The sequence below is a fragment of the Calothrix anomala FACHB-343 genome, assembly GCF_014696435.1.
Lineage (GTDB): Bacteria > Cyanobacteriota > Cyanobacteriia > Cyanobacteriales > Nostocaceae > Aulosira > Aulosira anomala_A.
Genome location: NZ_JACJQG010000010.1, coordinates 130203 through 157181, shown reverse-complemented (window position 1 = coordinate 157181; position 26979 = coordinate 130203). Strand labels below are relative to the sequence as shown.

Here is a 26979-nt window from a genome sequence, read left to right as displayed (position 1 = left end):
ATCGCCCTTTAATTCTTCTTATGTCGCTCACTCAGTCTACGAAAGAAGATTCCCAGATCATTGTTGGCATCTCTTGCAGTCACGATGCATCAGCTTGTGTATTTATAAACGGGCGTATCGAAGTCGCGGTGCAACTCGAAAGATTAACACGGATTAAGCACGATGGACGTCCCTATCTCAGTACACGGCAGGCAGTAGACTACTGTCTCGACGCAGTAGGTATTTCAGCCGATGACGTTAACCTGTTTGCATTCAACATTCAGAATTTGCTACCTGGTCAGGTTGGTCTTGGATTTCCTCTTGCCGACGAAGAGTTTGATTTGTTCGATCCGCTAGGACCTAAGTCAGTCTACGTATCACATCATCTCGCCCATGCATTTGCAGCATTTTACTGCTCACCGTTTGATAGTGCTACGGTGATGGTGATTGACGGCTCTGGTGGCACTGTGATTGGTGCAGACGACCTGATTTTGGATGGGATGGAGCTAGCCTATTACATTGAACGACCAGTTCCGGTTCCACGTCCTCCTTATCACGCTGAGTCAGTCTATGAGTTCAACAAACATAGCTATCGGCTCGTGTCACGGAATGTTGCACGTTCTTTTCATCCCATGTGCGGCAGTTCTTCATTAGGCGAGACCTATGCCGCTGTTTCCCAATATATCTTTGGAGATTGGCAGGAAGGTGGGAAACTCATGGGTCTTGCGCCTTATGGTAAAGCCGCTCTGTTTAGTCCTTCTCTCTTAACACGTGATGACACAGGACGACTCCAATTTGGAGTATCTTGGAAGGTTGGCTTATGCAAGGCAAACTCCCGTCAGACACCGATAGTTTATAGTAATCTTGCTGCCCGGATTCAGCGTGATTTAGAAATCGCTCTTGTAGAGCGTGCCCGCCAAGCAATTAATTCGACTGGTAATCGGCAGCTTGCTTACTCAGGTGGGGTCGCTCTAAATAGCGTTGCTAATCAAAAGATTCTTGAGCAGTCTGGAGTAGAAGCTTTTTACATTATGCCTGCCAGTAATGATGCTGGTATTTGTATTGGAGCAGCAGCAGCAGCTCACTACTTCTCATCCGGGTGTACAAAAGGTGCCTTACTGGAACACGACTTTCTTGGTCGTTCGTATAGCCCAGCAGAAATTTCAGTCGCTATTAATGCTTATTGCACTCGTCTAGATGTTGCATCAGCAGACTTCGTGGAGGTTGCTAAACGTCTTGTTGCTGGTCAGGTTGTGGGTTGGTTCTATGGCGGATCTGAATTTGGACCTCGTGCTCTAGGGCATCGCTCGATTCTTGCTTCGCCCTTTGAACGGGAGACTTGGCGTCACCTAAATCATGCAATTAAGTACAGGGAAGAGTTTCGACCCTACGCTCCTCTTGTGCTTGCTGAAGCAGCTGAAACTTATTTTCAGATGGGTTCCGATCCTGAAAGCCCCTATATGCTGCGCGTCGTCAAGGTACGAGATGAATGGAGAAATCGGTTGCAGGCGGTGACTCATGAAGATGGAACAGCGCGGGTACAAACTGTGGATCGCAAACGGACCCCAGACCTGCATACTCTTCTGACAGTCTTTGCTCAGATAACTGGAGTTCCTGTTCTAGTTAATACCAGTATGAATGTACGTGGTGAACCAATTGTTGAAACACCAGAACAAGCCATTATCATGCTCCTCTCAACCAAAATGGATGCTTTGGTTCTGGGCGATCAATTGCTCTGTCCCCTTTCAATTACTAAACAACGTTTTGAAACAATGCATTTTACTCTGGGTCCGCAGGTACACCTACAGGCAAGCGGTAACAGTTCTAAATTAAGCTTCTTCTTAATTTGCCAAGCTCAGGGTAGTCAAGCAGTAGAAATTTCACAATCTCTCTTCAAGTTGCTTGCTGATGCAGACGGACACCAACCCCTTCACCTTTTACTGAATCAGCATGGACTCGTTGGGCAAGCACGAATGGATGCAATCTCGCGCTTTCAGGAGCTCGTGCAGCAGCGGCTAGTACTGATTGTTTCTGATGCAGCAAAATCCTAAAGAGGAACAATTATGAAATCTCAGCCTCTCAGGGTAGCGATTCTTGGCGCTGGTTATATTGGTACTGACCTTCTGATAAAAATCCAGCGATCGCTCCATCTCCAATGCGTTCTGGTTGTGGGTCGCAATCAAGTCTCAGCTGGACTTAGACGAGCCCTTAAAATGGGATATTCAATTACCGATGGTGGTATTGCTGCACTGGTTGATCAGTCTCATACCTTTGACCTGGTTTTTGATGCTACAGATGCCCATTCCCACCAGGAACACTGGAACCAGCTTAAGCCATTGGGTAAGGTGATGATTAATCTGACTCCTAGTCGGAGCGGCCACATGATTGCGCCAAGCATAAATGGCGATGAAATATTGAATCATGCTAACATCAGTCTAATCAGCTGTGGAGGTCAGGCTAGTGTACCTATAGTTAACGCACTTTCGGGTTTATTTCCATCCATTCCTTATATTGAGGTAGTAACCACCGCAGCGAGTCCAAGTGTTGGTCGTGGCACCCGACTCAACTTAGATGAGTATATTGAGATCACAGAGATAGCGATCTCTACTTTTTCAAAAGCATCGCAGGTTAAGGCAATTGTTAATCTTAGTCCAGCAAAGCCGCCACCGATATTTCGAGTTGCTATTTCTATGATGACAGACGAAGCCGACCCAACTACTGTGAAGGCAGCCGTTAGAAAAGCCGCAGCACAAGTTGTTACCTTTGTTCCGGGCTACCATATAACCGCTTGTGAGGTGTTTAAAAGCGGACAGGTTTTTGTTGCAGTCGAGGTTCAGGGACGAGGTGACTATCTGCCATCTTATGCAGGCAATTTGGACATTATCAATGCTGCTGCCATCATGGTTGCTGAACGTTACGCGACCAGGGCGGCTGCATCATGTCAATAACACTATTTCGAAGGGAGCATCCCAATTTTTGAAAAATTAACCTATCCCACTATTCTAAAAATCCCTAATTCTTGTCGTAAAATGTGTCTGAGAACCTTGATTTTTGGTTTTTAATTCTCAATCAGCTTAAGCTTCATAGCGCAAATATTATTAGTAGGATAGGTTTTTGTTTCCAGCGTCTAAAAGAGATGGTTGGAACCGCATTTTAGTAGAACTAGATAGTTGTCAGATTCGTACTGGCATCTGTGTCCCAAGCGAAAAAGAAGAATTAACTCCCATTCGCCGAATTAAAAGATGTCAGCGACCAACGGAGTGGCGTGAAGTGAGAGTGGGTTTGGCTCGTCCTGTGGAGCAAAAAGACCAATGCACTTTTGTCGTCCAACTCAAAATCCTTAAAACCCTTGCTATGCATCGCATACTAATTTTGTCAAACAGGGAAGTTCAGTTTAATCCTTTAACACTCAACTTCTACATCGCACTGCTATATCTCCCCCAACTTGCATCTGTCAGATTTAAAGGGCTTTGGGATGATTAATGCCCATCTCCCTTAAAATTTTTCGCTCTCGCATTTATGCAACGCCTAAGTAATTTCAATCTTATGAAGGAGAGAATATGCTACAGCAAGATCCTCTGCAGCATTACCAACTGACCGAAAGATAACCTTTTGATGTGCCTTATTGAATGCTGATGGGTTATCAACTACAGTACCGAGTTCAATAAGATCATCCGGATTCAAATGATTTGCTTTTATAGCAGCACGAATTTCACCTGCTTCAGCTAATGCCCCTTCGCGTGTCTCAACAACTGCTATGGCTGATTCAAATAACACTGGCTCAACCTCACAAGCATCCTCGTTTATACCACCAATAACGGCATAAAAAGCTGCATTGCCCCCCCAATCCGCCTTTACTATCGGGATGGTAGAATCAGTTGATGTAGCCGTGCAGATAATATCTGTGTTTGTGACAGCTAATTCCACAGAATCTTGCACATGCACAGTAATATTCTTTCCCCATCGCTCATATATCCATGCCGCCAAGACTTCAGCTCCCGTTCTAGTCCTAGATGCAAGATTGATCTGCTCAATTGGACGAACTGTCAGAATCGCATCGATGACAGATCGAGCCTGAATGCCCGTTCCTATTACCGAAAGACGATGAGCAAAAGGTGGGGAGAGTAAATCCGCTGCTAGCCCTACTACTGCACCAGTTCTCAGTGCTGTTAATGCTCCACCATCAATAATGATCTGTGGACGACCATTTACCAAATCCATCAAAATTACTAATCCTTGAATCAACTGCAGCCCACGATCTCGATTCGTTGGTGTCAAAGTCGTGATCTTTACAGACGCGATATTTGCGTCGGGCCAAGCAATAGGGCTTACTAGCATTTGCCGCTGCTGAAGACCATCCGCTGTGGTCAACAACGTTCGCTCCGGCATTTCTAATTTAGAATTTAATAAAGCAGGAAATATTTCCCGTAAAGCATCAATCGCATAAGGAACCAGAGCAGGATCATTAAGATCTGAAGCAGATAAAAAGGGAGTTTGCATTGTAGTCAAATCACGCTGTCTCCTCCATCAACAACAATATTGGCACCAGTTATCCAATTGGACTCTTCAGATGCCAGAAATATGGCTGCTCCGGCAATGTCTTCTGGTTGCCCGGTACGACCAAGAGGGATGTCTTTGCCCCGTTCATCCCAAACTGATGGGTTGTGCAGCCACTGATCCGAATTTGCCTTCGTTGCAGTCAGCCCAGGAGAAATAGTATTTACTCGAATACCGTGAGATGCTAGTTCGTATGCAGCACCCTTACTCAGCATCAGCAAGCCAGCTTTACTACACTGATATGCGCTCATTTTGCTAATAGCTTTCGTTGCACTGATCGATGAGATGTTGATTATGCTACCTTGGCGGCTGTCTGCAATACAGGCACGAGCGAAATATTGAGTGGTGAAGAAGGGAAAGCGTAGATTGACTTCAAGTGTACGATTATACTCCTCTAGTGAGAAATTAACGAATGCTGTTCGAGTGGCTGTCGCCGCATTGTTGACAAGAATATCTGCACAGCCAAAAAGTTTATGGCTTGCAGCAAAAAGGTGGGATACTGCATCGGGTTCTTGGGCATCAAGCAGAGTATAAGACGTTCTAACACCGAATGATGAAAGATGCTCACAAAGGTTATGAGCTGCTGCTTCGTCTGTTTGAGCTGTCAGGAAAATATCTGATCCTTCAGATGCAAATGCTTCTGCAATCGCCTTCCCAATACCATTTGCACCACCCGTAATGATTGATCTCTTACCCCTCAGCCTCTCTACCATTTTCCCATTCTATATTGTTGGTGGACAGTCAACATGGCAAAGCTTGAGACTATTGATCAGCGATTGCTGAACTGCCACGGTAATAAGTAGCCGTGCTGGATTAGCAACCCCATCTGTGATTACGGGCGCACGAGTGTAGTAGGAATTGTAAAGCATTGCCGTCTCAAGCAAATGGCGAATCAAGAGAGAAGGGTTGGCTTGATCCGCAGAGGCTGCGATTTTTTCAGGAATCTGTTGAAGCTTGAGAAGAAGCATCGCCTCCTGTTCATTAATCTCAAACTGCTCTATCTGGTCTGCAGGAATTGGCTCCTTGCCATATTTTCGCATAATGCTCCTTGCACGACAAGCAGAGTATACCATATATGCGCCGCCAGATTTCTCAAAGCCCGTGATCGTATTTTCCAGAGTGGTCGAATCAATATCGACCGATCCTTTCATGTCCTGCTTTAGGTCGTTGAACACCAGCGAGCCCACAGCGAGCTGGCGGGCAGCGTGATTTAATTCCGCTTCGGTTTGATTTGCGCGATCGCTCAGACGAGATCTGAAATATTTAAACGACTCGGTCAGCAATTGATTAACACCTGACACCGTGTCACGACTTGATAACTTCTTGCCTGTTTGAGCATCAATGTAGAAACCAAAGTACAAGTGCTTGAGCCGCAGGTCAGGGGGGGCAATACCAATTTTGTAGGCTGCCTTGAACAGGCGAGAAAAATGAACCTTCTGTTCCTGTCCAACAACGTAGGTGATATTGGTTGGAGAGAATAGCTCACAGCGCAGAGCGATCGCTCCAATATCGCGGGTGGCATAAATGCTCCGACCATCAGCGCGGCGCACGACATACCGTTCGCCATCTTCCAGAGGCACAACGACCGCGCCAATATCCTTTCGGATTAATTCAACACGGCTGTCATGCTCAGACTGAGTCATTTTCTCCAGAGCCAGAAGCAAGTCTAATTCCTGGATGTCCTGCGCTGCTAAAGTCTGAGTGTAGACGACAGCCTGGCCAGACGCGAGGCATTCATCGATCAGCGCATCGCCCGCATAGAAATAGAAACTTTCACCAAGAACGAAGTCGATGTGGATGCCGAGAGCATTGTAAAAACGATCAAAATCCTCAAGGCTCCACTTTACCATTGCTGCCCAGAGATCGACTTCCTCTTCGACTCCTGCTTCTAGTGCAGCAAAGCGGCGATCAGAGGCAGCTACAAATTCCGCAAATGCTGTCTTTAAACCTTGTTCGTCCTGAATGTTCGGAAAATAGCGACCTAAAAGAGCTTGCTCTTCCTCGCTGAGAGTATTCAGGGATAGATCCTCTGCGACAATCCGCTCTGTTGTCCGGCGAATCCGATAGATCTCCAAGAGGCGATCATTATTTCCCATCGTGGATGGAAATTGATCCTTGAACCTGCGATAACCTTCTAAGTTAAAGCCAAATCCACCAAAATCATTGATATGGTTGATCCGATAGACTAAAGCTCCGCAAGCTTCGTGCAAATTGGACAGCACATGTCCAATAATTGTTGACCGAATATGTCCTGCATGCAGAACTTTTGCCACATTCGGCGATGAATAATCGACGATAATAGTGCGGTTTGCCTGGATATCGCTCAGTCCAAAACTGCTGCCCATGTCAAAAATGGTCTGAGCAGACTTTAAGAACCAGTGATCCGAAAGCGTGAGATTAATGTACATCCCCTTTGTTTGAACTTGTGCTATGGAGTCGGAGAATTCCTCTCCCTTCAGCACTTCCACAATCCAGGGTTGATACTCCTTAATGAAGCGTTTAGGACCACCATTTTTCAGAAGCTGCTCAAGCTTCAGCGCAACGTCGCCACCAAACTTTTCTCGCTCAATCAGCTCAAACTGAGGTTCCAAGTGTCCCTGTCCCCACCTTTTTGACAAAGCATCTGCAATCCGCTTTCTCAGCTTTACTAACGGGTAATCTCCGAAATTGGGCAGCGATTTTTTCTTGTGGATCGCAATTTGCTCATCCCGGAAAGCTTCAACCTCCCGACGACGAACTGCATTAATTTTGGCAAGTTTGTTCATCTGCATTTTTCTGGCGTTTAGATAATGCTAGTGCTACATCAATAATCAAATCTTCTTGACCTGCGATCACTTGAAGTCGCCCTAGCTCAAAAAATATATCACGTGGGTCGATACCCATCTCAGTTGCAACTGCCGTGACCTTTGACTTAAATCCGGAGAATACACCTGCCAACCCGCTGACGATACTTGTCGAAGTAACAGTCGATGGGGTAGGCATTAGCTCGCACTCTGCAATATCAGCAGCATCAAGCAATCCATAAAGCTCAATTCCTGTTTCAAAGCCAAGCCGATGAAGTACAGGAACTAACACCTCAATTTGAGTATTGCCTGCACCTGCACCAAAGCCACGGGCGCAGGCATCAAGAATATTTGCACCTGCTTTAGACGCAGCAATAGAATTAGCAACAGCCATGCAAAGGTTGTTGTGGCTGTGGTATATTATAGAAACGTCAACTGCTTCTCGGATCGCGGCAATGCGTTTTGTTACATCATCGGGAAGATAGTGCCCAGAAGAGTCAAAAATGCCGACGGCTTGTGCCCCATAATTCTGCATATTTACACAGGCATCTGCCAGTTGTTTAGGTGAAGCCATGTGGCTCATCAGAAGGATTCCTTGTGCCTCTACACCAGCTTTTCGAGCGTGTTCTAGATATCGCTCAGTAACACTATACTCCGTGCAATGTGCGCCGATTCGGATCACATCCGCTCCCTCTGCAATGGCTTGATCCAAGTCACGAGTTGTCCCCCATCCAGGTAACATAAATACCGCCATGCGGCTCTGGTTAAGTGCCTGCCGTACAGTTTTCATCATATCTAGATCGCTGCTAACCGCTAGTCCGACCTGTAGCGATGATGCACCCAAACCATTACCATGCCCAACCTCTATGACGGGTACACCCGCGGCATTAGCAGCTTCAGCATAGAGACGCATCTGCTCTAGGGTTAGTTGATGGTGAACAGCGTGCTGTCCATCTCGCAGGGTCGAATCATGGATAGTAATCTGGTGGGTTTTAGTCATGGTTTGCCTTTGTATAGGAGTGGGGAAATTTTGGTCGCTAAGAGCAACTGTCTCATTTTTGGTGATTGGGGCAATTACAATGACCAAGCTACATCAACGCAAAATTAAGCTTTTCCAGCATCCACTGTAATATACTTTATCACATACATTTATGCTTTCGGTTTATGGTTATAAACGAAGCCCACGACTCGAAGTTGGCATTTCAGGAAGTTTTTTAACTATAACTAGATCAACTACCAAGTATAGTAATAATCCCAGTTGCCCAAATGTATTAACCTTAAAGTGAAACAGTATTAGGTGTTTGTCATAGTAGATTTTCTATGTGCTTGCATCTTAAAATAGATGGTTATAAAAATTTGCGGATAGTTAAGTGAAGTTGCCACAGCGCGGTGTAACAGTATGGTTAACTGGTTTAAGTGGTGCAGGTAAAACCACTATCAGTCGTTCTCTAGAACAACAATTGCGATGCTCAGGATATAAAGTACAAGTGCTTGATGGCGATATAGTGCGTAAAAACTTGTGCAAGGAGTTAGGCTTCAGTAAAGAAGATAGAGATGAGAATATTCGCCGAATTGGCTTTGTCGCTCACCTACTAACTAAAAATGATGTTATTGTCATAGTTTGTGCTATCTCACCATATTATGCCATTCGCCAAGAGGTGCGGCAGCTGATAGGCAACTTTATTGAAGTTTATGTTCATGCACCGCTTAACGTTTGTGAACAACGAGATGTCAAGGGCTTATATAAAAAGGCACGTGCAGGTGAAATCAAGAACTTCACAGGTATAGATGATCCCTATGAACCACCCCTTAATCCTGAAGTCGAATGCAAAACTGATTCTGAAAGCATCGTTGAAAGTGCGAATAAGGTTTTAGCCAAGCTGGCAGATTTGGGATATCTCCCATAGCCAAAATATTTTGATGACAAAGTTATCCGGGTTCGGGGCTACCCTAGTCGATGACTGGATAAAACCCACCATCGACTCAACCCACCAAACGTAAATAAATAAAAAAGTATATAATTTCAGTAGGGTTCGATCCCTTCCCATCCCAGCGTACGTTCAGTTTTCCCGAATACGGCGGTCAGACAGTCTTCATCACAAGGCATTCACAGTTGCTCTCTCGTACCTGATGAAACCGCTGCCAACGATATAAACTAAAGTGTTTCTGGAATCTGTGGCTGAGTGGGAAGAAACAATCACGGGAAAATCCACAACTAAAACTAGCGCATCTCAATTTATTGGGGCTTATTTTGGGTCAAGACAATTGTTTTATAGCGAATTTCAAAAACCCTCAACATCTTCTCCTCCCAAACTGCCTGAGCCTTCCCCAAAAAGCCAGTCGCTATCACTGTCGGCATTACCTTCGCCATCCACCTGAAGATTTAAGGAAGGTATCAACTGTTCAATTTGGCTTTCAAGTCGGGAGATCGCCAGCGTTAAAGAAGCAAGTTGCTCCCTATCCTTCTTAATTTCATTTGAAATCCCCACCCGCAATTGATTTAACCGCTCCTGGAGGGTATGTACTTCCGTTTTGGTCGCAGAAGGAATATTCACCTTCTCTTCCAGGGCGGCGATTTGAGCTTTCAAAGCTTCAATTTCAGCAGCAGTTGCACTATCTGCATCATCCGGACTCTCTTCTACAAGTGCATTTCTAATACAAGAGAGCACAAACTCCTTAAAAGTGAGGCGCAACTCCTCAGCACGCTGCTTGGCCTGCTTCACCAACTCCCGGTCTTCTTCAGACAGAAGTTTTATATTTATCTGCGAATATTCCACCAGTCCCTCGCGCTTTTGTTGTGGAGAAGTGATTTTTAACCAGTTCTTTAACCATTTGCTTCGAGTTCTAATATTTACTTACTCCCCCTACCTCCCCATCTACCTCTACTTCCTTTACTCTTCTCACTTCCATCATCGCATAAGGGATATCCGCGTATATACGATATAGATTATTTTCAATGAGTAATTTTGTGGTGTCTGGGAAAGAATTATCATAAAGATACCGGGAATTACAGTTCTCGGCATCATAATTATCAGTGGGGGTTGGGGATTTAGATTATGGAAAATTTACCCGTACTAAGCGTGGAATCACTTGCTGTGGAGGTGGTGACTCTACCGCTTGATGAAGCTCGTGTCGCGCTTGTGGATTATTATTTTCCCAACCGCCAGAAAATTAATTCGACACAACAGCTAATTGAGCTATGGGTACATTCTGTCACTATCAAAAGCGACCAAACGCGACGGGCATATCGGCAAATTGGTTATGAGCTTGTCGATTATATGCAGTCGCGGTTTGGGATATCTGATTTAAGGATGGTAACGTTATTCCATCTACACGCTTATCTGGCTTGGCTCAAGGATGAAAAGCCAGTACGGGGAAAGAAAAATACTTATGGAATTAGTAAAAATACTGCGGCTAAATACACGGCGGCGATTAAAAGTTTGTGGGAGTGGGGTACTAGAGCTTCTATTGGTTATTTTGCTATCGACTTGGGCAAGGACTTAAGCATCCAGTGGGATGATAAGCTCGCAGAGCGGATTCTCTCGGAACGCGAGATTGCTAAGTTGGAAAAAGCGGCGATTGAAGTAGACTTGCAACACAATACTAATAAGATGCATTGGCTGCTGTTTACTCTCATCTTTTACAGTGGGGTGAGGGCGGGAGAAATTGCCCGGCAAACTTCTGATTATGGTAAGCGCGTAATTACGCCGGGGTTATTTTGGCGGCAGTTTCGGGAGGATGGAGATTGTCTGTTGTTAACTGTGACGGGGAAACGAAATAAAACTAGAACTATTAGTCTCGATCCGGAGACGAGTGAGGTGTTACTGGATTATCGTGGGGATGCCAGCAATGATCGGCCGGTGTTTCCTAGTCCCAGTCGGCGGGATAGGGGTAAACCTTTAAGCGATCGCGGGTTGCGACTGATGATGGAGGAAATTTCTACTTGTGCGGGAATTAAGTTCAGCGCCCACTTTCTGCGCCACACCCACGCAACGCTGGCTAAAAAAAATGGAGCTTCTGATTTTGACTTGCAAGCAGATTTGGGCCACGCTTCCCCGGCGACAACTGCAAAGTACATTCACCATGTCGGGCGTGTTGGGACTTCTCACGCACTGCGTAGAAAAAGCAAACATCGGTAAAAAATAAAAAAGCGTCTCCCTCCAGAAGGTATCGCCTCCGCCGGGCGGTTAGGCCATCGCACTCATACGCTCATCATGATAGTGTCAAGGTAGTTATCAAGATGGAAACACGCTCAGTTGTTCCTGTCCGCGGACTAGTTTACCTAGATATTACCTAGACATTACCTAGATATGAGCAATACAGGGAGAACAAAGAAGCTGGCATCTTTCAACTGTGATCAAAAAATGTGGGAGCAGTTTATCGCCCGTTGCAACTCGAAAGGCACGACGGCAACAGCAACGCTCACCCGTTTTATTGAGCTATACCTAGATGGTTCTCTAGATGACCTTGATGCAATTGCTGGTAATGAAGATAAACGCCTGGACTCTTTAGAACAAAAAACTGAAGAGATAACAGCCCAAATGAAACAATTTGCTGAGGCGATTATTAAAATTCAAAATTATCTCAACAACCAACCGAAACGGCAGAAGAAATCGTACAACAATAATTCATATTATCAAGGGCAAACTCCTCGAATCCAACCGCTAACGGAAGAAGGTTTAGCTTCAAGACTTGGTGTAAGTGTAGAAACTATACGCGAGCAGCGAATTAATCTGCCACCACCGCTTTTTGTGGGATGGTGCAAAGGCAAGGATAGAGCAGGGTTAGGATGGGAATTTAATCAGGATACGGGATTATATCATCCGGCAAGTTAGAATTTTTATTAATTTTAATAATTTCTGAATTTAGACTGAATACTTCAGAGATTGCAGTTATCAATTTAACCCGGAACAGGTGAAAGCTGCCCAATAATAAGGGTGAGAGAAAGGTTTAGATTCTCGACAAAAAAGTTCTAAATCTTTTTTTGCTTGATAAATCAATTTTCCGATTTTGTCGTATTTTTTGTATTCTTCATTGCATTGTTCATATAATAGGGAACTATGGGGATGACTATCCCGTTCTTTTTGAATTTTTTTACGCAGCGTGTCGGTTTCCTTGCCTTTCTGTGTCAAAAAAGAACTTAACTTAGGTTTGTAAATTGTGGTAAGAGTTTCACCTGTAAGGATACGCAGTTCAAATTGAGCTTGTCTGATTGATTGCAGTCGCTTGTTTCCCTGATGTCGGGATTGATAGTAAAATACTGAAAAGAGTGCTGTTGCCAAGTCATTTACTGCCCAGAGTGTACTGATAACACTTTTAGCACCAGCACAAAGGAAAGCTGTTGAAAAAGTGAGAATATCGTCAGTTATTTCAGTCACACTTAAACCAGTTTCACAGCAAGATAGAAATACATCTTCTAACTGGGGATTGCGCCAACTGGGAGTTAATAACTGACTTAATGTAATACAGCCATCTCCTAAAAATAATGCGGATTCTAGAGGATTATCGAGCCGCGAGCGCGCATGATGACTAGAATGAATTATTTGGACTTTTTGTATCAGTTGACGATAGTTGCTGACACTAGCTTCTTGACTACCTTTTAAACGTTGATTATTGGGAATATTATATAAATTTGCTAGTTGTTCTCCTTCCCAACTAGCGTAGGGTAAATCTTCAGTAGCATCTTCAACAATACCGTAATTCATAAGACTACTTACTGTGGGGCGGTTGTGACAAAATTCTAAAATTTGGCAGTTAGGAACATAACGAATGAGAAATTTATCTCCCAAATATTGATTTTCTCCAGTTGGTAAAGCAGCAAAAGGAATTTGATGTAATGCCAGATGAGGAACAAGAATCAATTCATCAATATTTTTCAGATGTTGTGCAATTAAATCATTTAACTTTAAGACTTCAGCTAGTTCTGCTATTAAAAAACTAAATTGCTCTTTCCAAGTATCTTGATTATTAAGATATTGCCCTAACCAGTGAGTTAAAATCGATTCTTGTAAAGTTTCAAATCCCAAGTCAGTACAAGTGTGCAAAGTAATTTGACTCTGCCGGATGATAAAGATATGAGTGTCATGCGAGGTAGTAAAAAAGCTCAGAATAGCTGTGGTGGGTAGGTCAATTAACTGCTGTATGGATGATAAATTCATAGGGCTTACTTGAATTTGACCAGCCAGGACAGGATCTAGACGGCGCATTTGTTCCCAAATTTGCTGTTTGTCAGCTTCCAAATCTGCAATTATTTTGTTATGAGCTTCGATAGCAGCACGGTTCTGTGGGCTTTTACCGAGCTTACTACCATCAAAGTTACTGCTATTATTATGCTGTCTTAGTTCATTATCAATTTGCCGCTGTATAGCTTCAAAATCTTGTAAATACTGTTGAATTTCATCAGGAATTTCACCATCTGAATAAAGGTCATTACTGACTATTAAATCTACGAGTCGTTTTGAGCGAGAACGTTCGACATATTCAATAGCTTTATTCAGTTGTTTATTATTAATACAAGCTTGCACCATATTTTCATAAACATGGAGAGAATCAGCTAAGATTTCTTGACGGCGTGATTCTGAACTTGCCCAAGTGCGACTGGTTTCTACAGCTTCAATTGCCACACTATAGCCCCTAATCGCTTCAGCCCAATCACCAATGTTAAAAGCAGTGTTTCCCAGCATTTGTCCTGCTTTTAGGCAATCTGGGGGAAAAGCTGTGGGAGTGAATATCTTTAAAGCTGAACGATAACAGCTAATCGCTTCTTCTAGAAGCTCTTGTTCTAAGAAGACATTTCCTAAATTCATCTGAGCCATAGCCCACTGTCGCGGAAATTCTTCTTTGGTTAAGACTTGTAAAGCTCCTTGATGAGCAGCGATCGCCTTTTTTAAGTTCTGGCTTCTATCTCCATAAATTCGGTGAAGATAGGCATTAGCCAAATTTATATGTACTTGCGCCCAATCTTGGGGAAAGGCTGTTTTTGTGTAGACTTGTAAAGCTCTTTGATTGGCCGCGATCGCCATTTCCACATTTTCTGCTGCATCACCTCTGAGTCTCTGACGATAAGCAGAGCCAATGTTGAATTGAGTTTGCGCCCAAAGTTCCGGGAAGTCTTCACGAGTACGAATGGAAAGAGCATTTTGATAACAAGCGATCGCTTTTTCTAAATTCTCAGCCTTGTCACCTGCAAGGCGATCGCGGTAAACAAGACCTAGATTGTTTTGTATTTGCGCCCATTGTTCAGGATCTTGATCGTATGTGAAAACCTGCATCGCAGCTTCACCAGCCTGAATTGCTAGTTCTGCATTCTCTACTTGATCGCCACGAATTCTATAACCATAAGTAATGACCAAACTATTTTGAATTGTTGCCCAGAGTTCAGGAAACTGTTCACAGTTACACACTTGCAAAGCATTGTGTAAGTAAGACAGTGATTGTTCCAGGTTTTCTGCTTGCTCACCCTTTATTCGACGGTGGTAAGCATTGCCCAGCATACTTTGACACAGACACCATACTTCTGGTGAATCTTCGTAAGTCAATACTTTAGAGGCAAGTTCATACCCTGTAATGGCAATCTCTAAATTATTCGCCTCACTACCCTGTCGAAATTCTTTAATCAGAAGGCTCAAACCTACAAGGCTTGCAGCAAGGTCTTGTGCATATTCTGGCGGTGCTTCAGACAGCATAGCTTCTGTCTTCAAACGCAATACAGTCGCAAAGCGTTCATCAAGTTTGTGTTTATTTGCTTCCAGTAATGGATATACAACAGCTTTAGGATTGTCTAGGTTCTTGAAAACTGCTTCAAATAGCTGAATCTGAAATAGTTCGCGGCTCGCATCTTCAATCTGTTCCCATTGTTCAGGAAAATCTTTCTTAGTAAAAACACTAGCCGCTACCTCATAACCTGTAGCAGCAATTCTTAAGTTAATTGCTGTATCGCCTTGGGGAAACTCCCGAATTAAATTGCTAAAACTTAAAGTAGTTGCAGCAAGTTGAATGGCTTGCCCTGATGTCATCTCTTTGCAAACATCCTCAAGCCTTTGCAAGTAATGAACAAATTGTTCGTCTAATTGATTCAGGTTATTTTCTAGTATTTGATATACAGCTTGTGAGTCACCATTGCTTTCGCTCGTTGCTTGTAATACCTGCTCAAGAAATTGCGAATTTAAGGAAATTTGTTGAATTTCATTACTATCTAAAAGATTTAAAAGGTGTTGATAACCAGAACGTTCGGCATACTCCCTGGCTTTATCTCGTTGCCCATTAGTAATGCAAAATACCACCATATTTGTATAGGCAAGTATCTCTTCTGGAATCTCTTGTTGATGAGAAATACCTGCCCAAATTCGGCTTTGATCAACAGCTTCAATGGCAACGACATAACCTGCAAAAGCTTCTGTTTTCATGCCAGCAGCCAAGGCTGTTTTACCTAAAATTAATCCGGTTTGTATGCAATCTCTGGGGTAATCGGTAGGAGTGAACACTTGCAAAGCAGCGCGGAGACAGTCAAGTGCCTCAGTAATTTGACTGGCTTCATAATAGGCATTTCCCAGATTGCTTTTTGCTCTTGCCCATCGTTCAGGATAATCAGAAATTGTGTAAACTTCTAAAGCATTAATATATGCTGAAATTGCCCTTTCTAAATTCTGTTGTTTATTGCCTAGAATCCTTCGAGTATAGGCAGTGCCAAGAGTAAATTGACTACTAGCCCAATAATAGGGTGATGTGGAACGGGTACGTACTTGTAGTGCTACTTGATAGCAAGCGATCGCCTTTTCTAAATTCTGTGCTTCGTCGCCTTGAATTCTAACAAGGTAGGCATTCCCCAAATTATTTTGAAGGCTACCCCAAAGTTCAGAAAATTGAGCGCGGTTAACAACTTTTAAAGCAGTTTCATAGCAGGCAATTGACTTTTCTATATTTTCAGCTTTGTCTCCTGTAATTCTGTCTGTATAGACAAGGCCGAGATTATTTTGTAGTGTTGCCCATTGTTGGAGAAAACTGTCACGGGTGTAGATAAGTAGTGCATTATTACAAGCAGCAATTGCCTTTTCTTGATTATCGGCGCGATTTCCTCGTATTCGATTACGGTAGGCTGGTGCTAAATTTAATTGAATATTAGCCCAAATTTCTGGGACAACATCAGGAATAAAAATCTTGGCAACTGCTTCTAAACCTGTAATTACAATTTCTAGGTTAATTGCCCTCTTCCCCAAGGGAAACTGCCAAAGCAACGTACAGAAATCTATCAGGAGTAATCCTAGTGATAATTGTTCTTTTTTTGACTCGCTACTAATAAACGTTAAGTTTATCCAACTACAAAACTGTTCATAAAAATTATCATTGAGTTGATCTAAGTTAGCTTGAAGTAGGCTGTAAACGGCTTGTGGGTTGCTTTTATTTTGTGCAATCGCCGACAAGATTTCACCCAAAAAAGCTGGAGGTCTGATAAAATTGGCTGTTGCTGAAGGCTCATCTCTATATAATTCCAGTTCTTCAACTAGCCAATGAGCTAAATTTCTCAAAAAGTAAGCAGAACGAATATCTCCTTGATTAAACCGGATTTGAGCTACCATTTCCAAAGTTTCTACGAACCCAGCATCAACCAAGTGTGCATGTTTCCTGAAAATCTTCATTTCTCTGCCATGAGGACAGTTGAGTAGCTGTTTAATCAATCTGAAATAAGCTTTTTGGCGTTGAGTAAAATCTGGTGATTTCTGAGAACCGAAGCCTTTCGCCATGACAATTAAATGTTTTGGGTGATTATATACATCATTCCCTGCCCCAAAAACTACGCAACATTTCCCCAAATTTGGGCTAACTTCTCCAATAGCATTTCGGCTAAATCTTGTAATTCGCTATCATCTTGCTGAATTGTTTCACGGGTAGCACCAACAGCAAGAGTATCTCCAGCTAATATTTCTCCTCCGGCGTACCGCCACTCAAATTCATCGCCAGTTCGGTAAAGAAGCTCAAATTTTGCCACAATCTCTGATAAAGGTTTATTGTCTAAAACAGAACGTACTTGTACTGCCACTGAGTCATCAGTTTGTAGAAAAGCGATCGCTTCTTCAAGACGGGTGATTTGCTGTAGGAGAGCGTCAATAGGTTGGAGTTGTGACACTTCTAGCTGTGCTGGCAGATTTACTTCATCAAAGGCAGGTGCAAATCCCAATAGTTGCACTGAATCTAGGCTTTCCTGAAACTGTATAGCTACATAGCCAATCCGATTTTCGTTAGTGCTTGGTAATAATATGACAGTTTCTTGGGGTAAAACTGGACAGCATTCTACTATCCCCACATTTGGAATTACCAAATCGGCTGCATTCGATAAAACTGCTTTTACTGAATTCCAACAATCTGATTCCTGAAAATTGGTTGGTATTTGCAACCATTTTAAATAGCTATGAACTGCGTAAACTGCTAACGCATTCAAATAAACTCGCTTACCTTTTTCTACTGTGCTTTGTTGAGCCGCTAAATGTCTGGCTCTAGAATGAATTTCTAAATCTAGCGGAACCATTAATAAAGGGGAAGTTGTGCTACTCATAACGATTGCTCCTGTTTATATCCCAAATCTTCAGCAATTTTTTGCAACATCGGTTTGCAATTTCTGTTCCAATGCGAATTGACAGTTGTTCTAGGAATGCTCAAGTCTCGCGCTATATCTGTAACTTTGTCAGGTGGTTCTTTGAGTACTAATCTTTGGCTGAGAAATTGGCAATTACACTCAACAGAAGAACGAAGATAACTATTTTTGAGCTTTTCTTCGGGATCTTGCTCAATATAAAGCTTTAATTCTAGACCAATTCGTTGCTTACTTTCTCTCTGAGAATTTTCAATTAGAGCATCCAAACCACTCAAAGTAGAATTGGGTAATTTATCTAACAGAGTTATTTCTCCAAAGTCTGAAGCAATGTTCACATCTAAGCTGAGTGGAGCATTTTTATCAGGAGAGTATAAATCTTGAATTCGCCAGCGAAGGTAACCGTTAACCCATCTCACCAAACTTTCTGCAACCGAGTCAGAATAAGGCTCAAATTCAGAAATATTATTGCTAACCCACTCGAATGTACGATTTAGGGCTTCTGGATAATCAGGATGAGAGGATTTGCGTAATCCTGGAAATTGCTGGATTTCAAGTAGTAATCGATTCATGGCTAATCGCCATTGTAGGCTCTTAGGTACGTGTTGACGTATCTGCGTAATTAAACCGATCAACTGTTGCTCTAGGTCATCCATGCCACTTTTTTAACAGGCGGTTTTTGCGATCGCTATTATGGCATTTGGCTAGATAGCGATATCTAATAATTTTCGGGGGCATCTTTTCATAAAATTCAACTGGATGCTTGTTCTTAGGAAGTTTTATTTGCCAGATCAAAAACATTTCTTAACCGTGGAGGTAACAGACTGTTACCACGGGAATTATTGCAACTGAAACAAGCCAAACGCAAATTCGAGAGACTATTAGATCCACCCAGGCTCTTGGGAAGCAAGTGTTCAATGGTTCTTTCCGATTTGGTCATTTGCTTACCACACCAGCAACAATGGTTTCCATACATTTGTAGTAGTTGGTGTCTCTTGCGACGCTTAGAGGCTGGAGACATATTAGCCATAATTCAGCTGCCTGAGTTTCAAGGTTTGAGGGTGTTCACTTGCTTAACAGGGCAGTATTAAAAAATGACGCAAAATTTTTAAGGGCGTTGTAAAAAGCAGAAACTATAGCAGTTCTTGTTTGGATGCAACGGTAGCTTATTAGTGCCAAATTAACCTTAAAAGTGTGGTTATAAACCGCACGCCAGTCGCCTCAAGTCGAGCCAATCGCTTGCCGGGGGAAGCTCCATTGTGGGGACTGGAGTAGGAAACCATGCACGGCAGTTCCTCCAGGAGAAAACCTCCAAAACCGGACTGCCGAACCGCGCTAACACCACAGCACTAGCTCGTGTACACAAACAAAATTTCCTTCCAGATAAGGTATTAGAAGCAACAGAGCGTTCTGATTATTTTGTAACTGAAAGCTAAAATTTTAATAATGTAGGGGTATATCTGACGAAGCAATGCTAGGAAATGAGCGAACTATATAAGGCTGGAATCATTGAGGTAACAGAAGCAGAAGCCGAAGATGAGGATGAAGATTTATTTGAAGTTGCGGTACATTTTGACGGCGATATTTTTCTTCCCAGCGTTGTTTTTGAAGGCAAAGACCACGCATTGCGGCAAGCTAAAAAACTTTATGATTGGCTAGAAGCTAATCCAAAAGAAATTAAGGGTGAGCGACTACGTTGGCAATCATACACAGTTAATCGCGAATCTTTAAGAGAATATCCAGCTTGCTATTTACCCTATTACTACTTCAGGTACGAGCAGTGCTTAAAAGTTTCAGTTTTTGACGAGCAAAACTCCCAAGCGATCGCTTATGGTTGGTTAGAGGCTGAACCTTTACCTTACTATGTGGATAAAGAAGATAGTTTGGTAGTTCTTGGAGACATTTCAGATGATGCTGTGCTTGCTGGTTGGCATAAAGCTATTGATATACGCATTCACATTTACTCTTTTATCTACCAGTCAAATAGCAGTCACAAGCTTTAACAATCAGTTGACAATTAGGAGCTTTAGGTGCAGCGAAAAATCGAGTTAAAAAGGGGTGTTGATAATACACCTGTTGAAGCCTATCTAATAGATTTAGGACAAAAACATATTGATGATTATGTCAATGATTGGGTCGAAAATTTAAGGTTATTTACTCAAGAAGATAAATACTGGGACTGGATATTTAAATTAAGATATATTGCCAATCAAGAAAATCTTGAAGGTTATGCAGTTGAGTGCGGAAACACGACTCAAGGTTTAATGATAATAGAAACACAAATGCACGGTTCACGGTTGAATATTGGTAAGAGACTAGTTTATGTTGATGGTATTGCAACTGCCCCCACTAACCGAATTGAAATTCAGCGTCCGCCTCAATTCAAAGGTGTTGGTCAAGCACTTTTAAATTTTGCAAGAATTAGAAGTGTTGAGCTAGGGTATGAAGGTAGAGTTGGGTTGCATTCTTTACCAAGGTCTGTAGGATTTTACGAAAAACAAAATATGTTTAACTGCGGGCCTGAAGAAGAATACGATAATTTGGTTTACTTTGAGTATGGGGCATTGAGACGGAGATAAAGTAACAATTTATGAATCATCAACAGCAAAATAATAATTCTCAGGTGAATGAGCCAGTAACAACCCAAGAAGCTATAGATTTACTTTTTGGGGAAGGATGGCTCGATGAAGCTGTTCGTATCGAAGATGAAGCCAATTGCACTATTGGTGCTGGTTTGGATTGGGGTAATGCACTACCACCTTTAATGCTTAACCTTCCTTTATTTGGTCGCCTATCAACGCTGCGTGTATCACTTAACCGTGAAATCAGGCTAATAATTGAAACATGGGATTTAGGTGTAGGTACTTCTTCGGCAACAGAGACTGCAAGGAGACGCATTAAAGAACGGTTGTTATCTCCTGCGCCTGAGCTATTACCTTACTTAGAAGCCACCCTGCTGCAAGATGATTTATACGGTGAAGAGTTTATATCTAACCGCGAAGCTCTCAAATCGCTACTTGCAGTACTGCTTACTGATTCTGATAGAGCAGAAATTGCAGAGACGGCTGCTAATTCAATACGCGCACAAGTTATGTCGCAGGTGAATTTTTCCGAAAAACTTTCTGCTTAAATACTCAATATAAAAACAACAATATTGCATCAAATTCATCAAAGGAGCAACCGCAAGAGTAGTAGATCCTCTGCGTCAATAATTAGCTTGCTCCGCTAGAAATCCATATCGATATCAAAGACTTATATTTTATTTTTTGGCGTAAACTGCGTTATTTAATTACAATAATCAGTGCATATCTATCCTTTTTTAAAAGTCAAGAGTTCCTTAAATACGTAAATAAATTTAAAAACCAAACTGAATATAAAAAATTAAGTATTTTATGATAAACATTAACGATATAATCAAAATTATTTTTGTGTAACCCAAAAGGACTGATTAATGACTAGCAAAACCCGCAGTCGCTATTCTTCAAACTGGGATACTATCGCACTTGAGGTCAAATCAAAATCCGACTGGAAATGCACGCGCTGTGGTATACAATGCTTACGCCCAACTGATAATAGAGATGGGTTAAATCGTAGAGAACGCAGTATTAAAACTTTAGTGGTTCACCACTGGAATTATCTGCCAGAAGATAATCGAGTCGAGAATCTCGCGGCTTTATGCACAGCTTGTCATCTGCTGTTCCATACGCGACGACGGGGAAACATATCACCAGGACAACTATCTTTGTGGTAAAAAAGCCAGTAGTTAAAGAAAAATCAATAGTAGATAGTTATAAGAAAGGTAAAAGAGAAATATTATCTTTCTAAGTCAAGATCACAACATTTGCTGACGCAATAACTTCATTGAAAAATTGAAGTTGTATAGACATGAAAACTACTACTAATTCTAATCTAAAAGCTAACAAAAAATTAGTAACCTCTGCCCAGCAAATTCAACAAATAAGCACCTTACTAAGCGAGGCGGATTACTATGACTACGAAGCGGGATTAGCACAAGAAAAGTCAGATTACTATCACTTGCGGTACGGGTACTAGATTCAATCTCCCTTCAAGCATCAACTCTTCCTAGTCAACAAGCAGTAGCAGGTAACTAGGTAACTGCTACTGGCTTTTCATATCAAAAAGTAAATCATGACTCAAGCAATTGAACGCGAAATCAATCAACTCACGCTCAAAGAGTTAAGCTTAGATGCTGCTAAACTCTGGTCACAGATAGAGGAAGCAAGCGAGTTAGGCGAAGAAGGTAAAGTAAAACAACTCGTACAAGAACTTATGGGTGTTCAAGATGGTATCGAAACCAAAATTGATGCGATCGCCTGGGTAGTTGACCAGTTAAATCTTGACCTTGAAACCTGGGAAGAAAGAAAAGTGCGAGTAGCCGAACTCCACGACCAGGTAATCTCACGTCGTAAAACTCAACTTGAACAAATCAAGCGTACCCTGATCCATCTGCACGAGATTGGATTAATCAGTGACAAAAATATTGGTAAAGAAAGAGTAATTGAAATCAGGGATAACCCACCCAAAGTCGCTAACTTACTAGTAGAGGTAGATGATCAAGAATTTCCTGATGAATTTAGAGTTATTAAGTACCAAGCTAATAATAAGGCGATTCTTGAAGCCTATAAATCTGGTAAAGATATTAGCGATGTTGCTGAGATAACTATTGGGAAACAGGTACGGTTTAAGGTGCAATCAGCTACTAAGGGGCGCAACAAGAAAAACCACAACTAATGGCATACGCCTCAACCATGTAAATCAAACATAGGTATATCCCATCATTTTACAAATATATCATCAAATGGTTAAGAGTCAAATCTTAATCATTTTTATTTTTTTAAAAACTATACCATTTTAAACTTATTAAAAAAATCATCAAAACTTTGCTTAGATTTAAAGTCAGTGAAGATATAATCGGTAAAACAGTAAATGTTAATTTTAGCAACAGTAACTATACCGGGCTAAGTACAAACATTGTTACGATAGGTTGGTAGATTTAACCTTATTTGGTGTGGTTCAATAAGTAATTGCAATTTATTATGTATTTTCTAATTTCCAACTATCAAGATGATAATTCAAACTAGCCTTAAGTTTAATCTTAAGGTATGCAATCACCATAAATAAAAATTAAATATTAGCTATCGGGAGCAACCTTCAAATGTCATATCATCAAAATCGAAGTATAGTTATCCGTAACGCTATTATCAACAGTTTGTTTATTATTTGGTGTTTAATTTGGCGTACTGGTTTGGGGCTAACCTTTTTCATCATATATGCTTCTCTTGGCTACATATATAACTGGCCATTCTACCTTCCAATTTCGATTATTTTGGGATTTGTTCCTTGGGGCTGGAAAGTGCAAGAAGAAAGAAGGATTAGAGAAGAAGAACAAAAAATGAAAAATTTGAAAAATAAAATTGAGGATGGTGTTATCTATGCCAAAGTCGAATCAAATGTCGAGATAAATTACAGGGGAGTTATCTTCCTGAAATCAGTACTTGGTCTATTTGTTAGCGGATTTTGGGGAATGATACTTGGATGGAAAGCTATTTTGGGAATGATACTACAGTTAGTTGATAATATTAGAACAGTTGTTAGATATATGTAGAGCGACATCTTTATTTAAGTAAACCAAGCTCAAGATATTTCATCACTGTTACATCATTAATTTATTATTGAGTCTTTACTTTAGAGTAAATTTACACAAGCTAACGCTTTGATATAAATAGAAAGCTGGTATACCGCTTCATTCAAGAACCAGTTACTAATTATATCAACAGGAGTTAAAACAATGGAATTTGCACAGTATATGCTAACAGGGCTTCTCTACATTCTTATTTACGGATTTTCTACTCTCTTCATTTTCCAATTCTTGCTAGAGATATCTATCGCTTTTGAAAAGCACTGCAATTGCACTACATCGATAAAACCCACTGTAAGTAAAATTGAAAACTTAACTGATAAATCCAAACTTCAGATATCCAACAAAAATCAAGTATCTACAAACAAACATATCACTGTTCAACAGTTAAGAAAAAGATGCTCACAAGCTGGAATAAAATGGAGTTACGCTATCCAAGTACCTAAAACAGGCAAGAAACGACATCTGAATCGAGAAGAAATGTTAATAGCTCTAAGCCAAATGAAACAGTCAGCATAATAAAAATATAAACTGATAGTAATTACTTTTATTATCAGTTTATATAAAATGGACAAGTATTGTATTTGTTGGCGAAGAAAAAATTCTAGTAAAGACGCATCACCCCTAATTTTCAATCATCCAAATTCTAGACAAGAAGCAATGATGAAAGGTGATTATGGAGAGATGGAATTATGGGATAACCTAACTGCTGCTCAATCAGAAGTAAAAAAATTTAATCACAGATATCCCAATCTTTTCTTTTGGGTAAAAGAACCAAATGTCAAATAATCATCCCTACAAAATTATTCCTGACAGAATTACCAAACTAGCAGAAAATCAGATTTTTGTATTTGGCAGCAACACAGAAGGAAGACATGGTGCTGGAAGTGCTTTATTTGCGCGACAGTACTGCAATGCAGAATACGGTAATCCTCAAGGACGACAAGGACAATCCTGGGCGATGGCTACGCCCAGGTTTAGCGATAGCTTCGCTCTCTTCTCTTCGAGACACTGCGCGTTAGCGGAGCTTTCGCTTTAGCAATACGCCGCAGGTATCTCATCTCATTCGGGTATCTCAGTGGCTACCCCATAACGTGAGCTAAAAGCCCATTTTTTCATTCAAGTCACATGGCTAGCTGTATGTGATGCTTCAATCAAAGGTTTGGCAACCTTTAACACAGCTTGTACCAAACTAGAAGGGGCTTTTTCTGGTGAACCAACGCCAAAAGGAGGTGCTGGATTATACTCTAACATCAATTCAATAAATTTGGCTGTATATTCTCCACACAACATAGCCGCAATAGTTAAAGCAAAATCAATTCCTGCTGTTACGCCACCACCTGTGATCCGGTTACTATCTACTACTACTCTTTCGTTACTTACTTCTACACCCATTAATGTCAGCTGCTCTCGAAACGCCCAATGACAAGCTGCACGGTATCCTTTGAGTAATCCCGCAGCTGCCAAGATTAAAGAACCAGTACACACAGCAGTCACATACTTAGCGGACTGTGCTTGCTTTTGTAAAAAAGCTAACATTTGGGCATCCTGCATCATTTCTACAGCCCCAAAAACACCGCCAGGAACACACAATACATCGAGTTGCGGACATTCATCAAAGGTAGTAGTCGGTAAAATCGTTAGTCCGCCGTTACTAACAACTGGTTCGAGGGTTTTCCACAATAGCAAAACTTGAGTATTGGGTATGGATGTAAACACTTGATGTGGCCCAGTAATGTCTAGTTGGGTCATATCAGGATAAATGACTAAACCAATTGTATGTTGAGGCATCGTTTCCATACTTCAATTCCAGTCGCTGTAATGATTACAGTTATCCTAGAATTGAATATGTTAGCTGCCAATTACCCAGTTGAGTACATTTTTGCTCATGTTTCATACTTTACCAACGTTGATTCAAAAAGTCACAAATGCTTCATCAGTGAACCAACTATGTGGATATTATATGGATGCAGCAGGAGAGTTGTTTGGTAGTCAACATTGGGGTATTTATATACATAGCTGGGCTGGACAAAAAAGCAGTATTTATCTCAAAGGCTTACCAGATAGTTTTATTGATTACTACTCTACGCTTGGTGCAGCTTTAGATAAAGTGATGGAGTATGTTGTTTGCCATCATGCACCCGCCCACGAACAAATTATTTTCACCGAAGCCACTTGGAAGCAAAGTGAACTGTATCAAATTGGTTGTGGCAAAATATATGACCACGAACATATTATGACTGGACCGATTGTAGGAGACGGAAAGTTAGTTGGTACAGTTCAATTTGCCCGCACCAGTGGAAATCCAGCTTATAATACGCAAGACTTGTTGCAATTGAGTGCCATCTGCGCCCATATTTCTGCAAAATTAGCACTTTTACGCTCGCAACACGAGTTATTTCTGCCCAAACATGAAATTTCTTTAACAGCACGAGAATTGCAAATAGCTGCTTTGGTAGCCAAAGGTCTGACAAATGCAGAAATTGCAGCCGAGTTATGGATTAGTCAAAATACTGTTAAGCAGACTTTAAAACGTATTTTTCGGAAGCTGGATGTATCTGCAAGAGCGGAAATGGTTGCACGGTTGCAATTAAGTAGGGTGTGCAATTAACAACTGGACTTTAGACTAAAATAGAGCACTTGCGCTTCCGCGCACCTGGAAGGGCAATCGCATCCTTGAGAAATTTCCTACTTGCATGAGCGATTTAGGAAAAATATTGAGTGTGAGAGTATTTTTCTAGATTTTGTGTCTAAGTACCACTAGCATCAATCAATACAGACAAAGCATTTCTGGCATATTGCGCTCCAATGGGATTGCCCTCAATCGTTGCCATTAAACTAGCTCCCCCAATTAAAAGCAAATACTGCTGTGAAAACGATTCCGGGTCGCGCACACCTGCTTGGGATGCTATCTGCATGATATAAGTGCGGATAGATTCTCTCAACTGAACTGAAACTTGATGAGCTGGATGAGAAGCATCAGCAATTTCTAAGACCGCATTGATAAATGGACAACCGCGAAAGTCAGGCAAAGCGTACCAACCCTGGAGAACATCAAAGGTTGCCAGTAAACGCTCTTTAGGAGTGTTTCCTTGATCTGCAACTGCATTTTCAAACCAACGTAACCATTGAGCGGCACGATATTTCATCACTTCTTCAATTAGTTGGTCTTTGGAAGAAAACCATCGGTAAAGAGTTCTTTTTGCTACACCAGACGCGGCAATGACTTCATTTATTCCTACGTGTTGAATTCCCTTCTGATAAAACAGGAGAGAAGCAGTTTCTAAAATTTGTTGACGTGCAGCACTTGATTCAGTAGTCATAAATTTAGGTAGACAACTTTGTCTCCATAGAGATATACTAGCACCTGTTCTCAGTAGACAATGTTGTCTACTTGGGAGGTGATTAAGAGGAGT

28 protein-coding genes are annotated in these 26979 nt (G+C 41.6%); 17 read left to right on the top strand and 11 right to left on the bottom strand.

The window, feature by feature from the left end; translation table 11 throughout:
• Window positions 1–20 precede the first annotated feature (20 nt).
• The 3 genes from H6G08_RS08005 (at window position 21) to H6G08_RS07995 (ending at window position 3462) form a co-directional block, all read left to right on the top strand.
• Window positions 21–2030: a carbamoyltransferase family protein gene (locus H6G08_RS08005; protein ID WP_190540277.1), complete on the top strand. Its 2010-nt coding sequence runs from the start codon at window positions 21–23 to the stop codon at window positions 2028–2030.
• A gap of 12 nt (window positions 2031–2042) precedes the next feature.
• Entirely contained in the window at window positions 2043–2927 is an 885-nt protein-coding gene (locus H6G08_RS08000; protein WP_190540276.1) for an acetaldehyde dehydrogenase (acetylating), read from the top strand.
• A gap of 166 nt (window positions 2928–3093) precedes the next feature.
• Window positions 3094–3462: a hypothetical protein gene (locus H6G08_RS07995; protein ID WP_190540274.1), complete on the top strand. Its 369-nt coding sequence runs from the start codon at window positions 3094–3096 to the stop codon at window positions 3460–3462.
• Between the two features lie 45 nt (window positions 3463–3507).
• On the opposite strand, the gene H6G08_RS07990 is transcribed toward H6G08_RS07995, so the two are convergent.
• Genes H6G08_RS07990 through dmpG form a run of 4 tightly spaced genes read right to left on the bottom strand, consistent with a single transcriptional unit; the run spans window position 3508 to window position 8319 of the window.
• A complete protein-coding gene (locus H6G08_RS07990) occupies window positions 3508–4479 on the bottom strand; it encodes an ornithine cyclodeaminase family protein (protein ID WP_242046098.1) in 972 nt (323 codons plus the stop codon).
• A gap of 5 nt (window positions 4480–4484) precedes the next feature.
• A complete protein-coding gene (locus H6G08_RS07985; RefSeq protein WP_190540270.1) occupies window positions 4485–5249 on the bottom strand; it encodes an SDR family NAD(P)-dependent oxidoreductase in 765 nt (254 codons plus the stop codon).
• 9 nt (window positions 5250–5258) lie between these two features.
• The gene (argS, locus tag H6G08_RS07980; RefSeq protein WP_190540268.1) at window positions 5259–7301 is read right to left on the bottom strand and encodes an arginine--tRNA ligase domain-containing protein; all 2043 of its coding nucleotides are present in this window, start codon (window positions 7299–7301) and stop codon (window positions 5259–5261) included.
• Window positions 7279–8319, bottom strand: coding sequence for a 4-hydroxy-2-oxovalerate aldolase (gene dmpG, locus H6G08_RS07975; RefSeq protein ID WP_190540265.1), 1041 nt, complete (start codon window positions 8317–8319; stop codon window positions 7279–7281). The genes argS and dmpG overlap by 23 nt, the downstream gene beginning before the upstream one ends.
• 376 nt (window positions 8320–8695) lie before the next feature.
• On the opposite strand from dmpG, the gene cysC reads away from it, so the two are divergent.
• Window positions 8696–9226 (top strand): adenylyl-sulfate kinase, encoded by a 531-nt coding sequence (gene cysC / locus H6G08_RS07970; RefSeq protein WP_190540315.1) that lies wholly within the window; start codon window positions 8696–8698, stop codon window positions 9224–9226.
• 375 nt (window positions 9227–9601) lie between these two features.
• Here cysC and H6G08_RS07965 read toward each other — a convergent pair whose 3' ends face one another.
• Entirely contained in the window at window positions 9602–10096 is a 495-nt protein-coding gene (locus H6G08_RS07965; protein ID WP_190540263.1) for a hypothetical protein, read from the bottom strand.
• A 279-nt stretch (window positions 10097–10375) separates the two neighbouring features.
• Here H6G08_RS07965 and H6G08_RS07960 point away from each other — a divergent pair, with 279 nt between their 5' ends.
• Together H6G08_RS07960 and H6G08_RS07955 are read left to right on the top strand one after the other, a co-directional pair.
• Window positions 10376–11458 carry a tyrosine-type recombinase/integrase gene (locus tag H6G08_RS07960; protein ID WP_190540261.1) on the top strand — a complete coding sequence of 361 codons (1083 nt, stop codon included), beginning with the start codon at window positions 10376–10378 and terminating at the stop codon, window positions 11456–11458.
• Window positions 11459–11683: 225 nt separating this feature from the next.
• A complete protein-coding gene (locus H6G08_RS07955) occupies window positions 11684–12154 on the top strand; it encodes a hypothetical protein (protein WP_096585079.1) in 471 nt (156 codons plus the stop codon).
• A 60-nt stretch (window positions 12155–12214) separates the two neighbouring features.
• Here H6G08_RS07955 and H6G08_RS07950 read toward each other — a convergent pair whose 3' ends face one another.
• From H6G08_RS07950 to H6G08_RS07935, 4 genes are all read right to left on the bottom strand, one after another.
• Entirely contained in the window at window positions 12215–17059 is a 4845-nt protein-coding gene (locus H6G08_RS07950; protein ID WP_190540257.1) for a CHAT domain-containing protein, read from the bottom strand.
• A 50-nt stretch (window positions 17060–17109) separates the two neighbouring features.
• Window positions 17110–17868: a DUF1822 family protein gene (locus H6G08_RS07945; RefSeq protein ID WP_190540255.1), complete on the bottom strand. Its 759-nt coding sequence runs from the start codon at window positions 17866–17868 to the stop codon at window positions 17110–17112.
• The gene (locus H6G08_RS07940) at window positions 17865–18560 is read right to left on the bottom strand and encodes a hypothetical protein (protein ID WP_190540253.1); all 696 of its coding nucleotides are present in this window, start codon (window positions 18558–18560) and stop codon (window positions 17865–17867) included. The genes H6G08_RS07945 and H6G08_RS07940 overlap by 4 nt, the downstream gene beginning before the upstream one ends.
• Before the next feature lie 113 nt (window positions 18561–18673).
• The gene (locus H6G08_RS07935) at window positions 18674–18880 is read right to left on the bottom strand and encodes an HNH endonuclease (RefSeq protein WP_277877804.1); all 207 of its coding nucleotides are present in this window, start codon (window positions 18878–18880) and stop codon (window positions 18674–18676) included.
• Window positions 18881–19163: 283 nt separating this feature from the next.
• Here H6G08_RS07935 and H6G08_RS07930 point away from each other — a divergent pair, with 283 nt between their 5' ends.
• From H6G08_RS07930 to H6G08_RS07885, 10 genes are all read left to right on the top strand, one after another.
• Window positions 19164–19340 (top strand): hypothetical protein, encoded by a 177-nt coding sequence (locus H6G08_RS07930; protein ID WP_190540251.1) that lies wholly within the window; start codon window positions 19164–19166, stop codon window positions 19338–19340.
• A gap of 45 nt (window positions 19341–19385) precedes the next feature.
• Window positions 19386–19907 (top strand): hypothetical protein, encoded by a 522-nt coding sequence (locus H6G08_RS07925; protein ID WP_190540249.1) that lies wholly within the window; start codon window positions 19386–19388, stop codon window positions 19905–19907.
• A 27-nt stretch (window positions 19908–19934) separates the two neighbouring features.
• Window positions 19935–20483, top strand: a complete 549-nt coding sequence (locus H6G08_RS07920; protein ID WP_096585098.1) for a GNAT family protein — start codon at window positions 19935–19937, stop codon at window positions 20481–20483.
• An 11-nt stretch (window positions 20484–20494) separates the two neighbouring features.
• A complete protein-coding gene (locus H6G08_RS07915; protein WP_190540247.1) occupies window positions 20495–21034 on the top strand; it encodes a TrbG/VirB9 family P-type conjugative transfer protein in 540 nt (179 codons plus the stop codon).
• Window positions 21035–21355: 321 nt separating this feature from the next.
• Window positions 21356–21655, top strand: a complete 300-nt coding sequence (locus tag H6G08_RS07910; protein WP_190540245.1) for an HNH endonuclease — start codon at window positions 21356–21358, stop codon at window positions 21653–21655.
• A gap of 398 nt (window positions 21656–22053) precedes the next feature.
• Window positions 22054–22656: a siphovirus Gp157 family protein gene (locus tag H6G08_RS07905; protein ID WP_190540243.1), complete on the top strand. Its 603-nt coding sequence runs from the start codon at window positions 22054–22056 to the stop codon at window positions 22654–22656.
• Between the two features lie 424 nt (window positions 22657–23080).
• Entirely contained in the window at window positions 23081–23530 is a 450-nt protein-coding gene (locus H6G08_RS07900) for a hypothetical protein (protein ID WP_190540241.1), read from the top strand.
• Between the two features lie 183 nt (window positions 23531–23713).
• On the top strand, window positions 23714–24082 hold the full coding sequence (locus H6G08_RS07895; protein ID WP_190540239.1) for a hypothetical protein: 369 nt from the start codon (window positions 23714–23716) through the stop codon (window positions 24080–24082).
• A 48-nt stretch (window positions 24083–24130) separates the two neighbouring features.
• Window positions 24131–24352, top strand: a complete 222-nt coding sequence (locus H6G08_RS07890) for a hypothetical protein (RefSeq protein WP_190540238.1) — start codon at window positions 24131–24133, stop codon at window positions 24350–24352.
• Entirely contained in the window at window positions 24342–24602 is a 261-nt protein-coding gene (locus H6G08_RS07885) for an A1S_2505 family phage non-structural protein (protein WP_190540236.1), read from the top strand. The genes H6G08_RS07890 and H6G08_RS07885 overlap by 11 nt, the downstream gene beginning before the upstream one ends.
• Window positions 24603–24682: 80 nt before the next feature.
• On the opposite strand, the gene H6G08_RS07880 is transcribed toward H6G08_RS07885, so the two are convergent.
• Window positions 24683–25363: a DJ-1/PfpI family protein gene (locus H6G08_RS07880; protein WP_190540234.1), complete on the bottom strand. Its 681-nt coding sequence runs from the start codon at window positions 25361–25363 to the stop codon at window positions 24683–24685.
• Window positions 25364–25451: 88 nt separating this feature from the next.
• On the opposite strand from H6G08_RS07880, the gene H6G08_RS07875 reads away from it, so the two are divergent.
• Window positions 25452–26174 (top strand): LuxR C-terminal-related transcriptional regulator, encoded by a 723-nt coding sequence (locus H6G08_RS07875; RefSeq protein ID WP_190540232.1) that lies wholly within the window; start codon window positions 25452–25454, stop codon window positions 26172–26174.
• A gap of 139 nt (window positions 26175–26313) precedes the next feature.
• Here H6G08_RS07875 and H6G08_RS07870 read toward each other — a convergent pair whose 3' ends face one another.
• On the bottom strand, window positions 26314–26886 hold the full coding sequence (locus H6G08_RS07870; protein ID WP_190540230.1) for a TetR/AcrR family transcriptional regulator: 573 nt from the start codon (window positions 26884–26886) through the stop codon (window positions 26314–26316).
• Window positions 26887–26979: the final 93 nt, after the last annotated feature.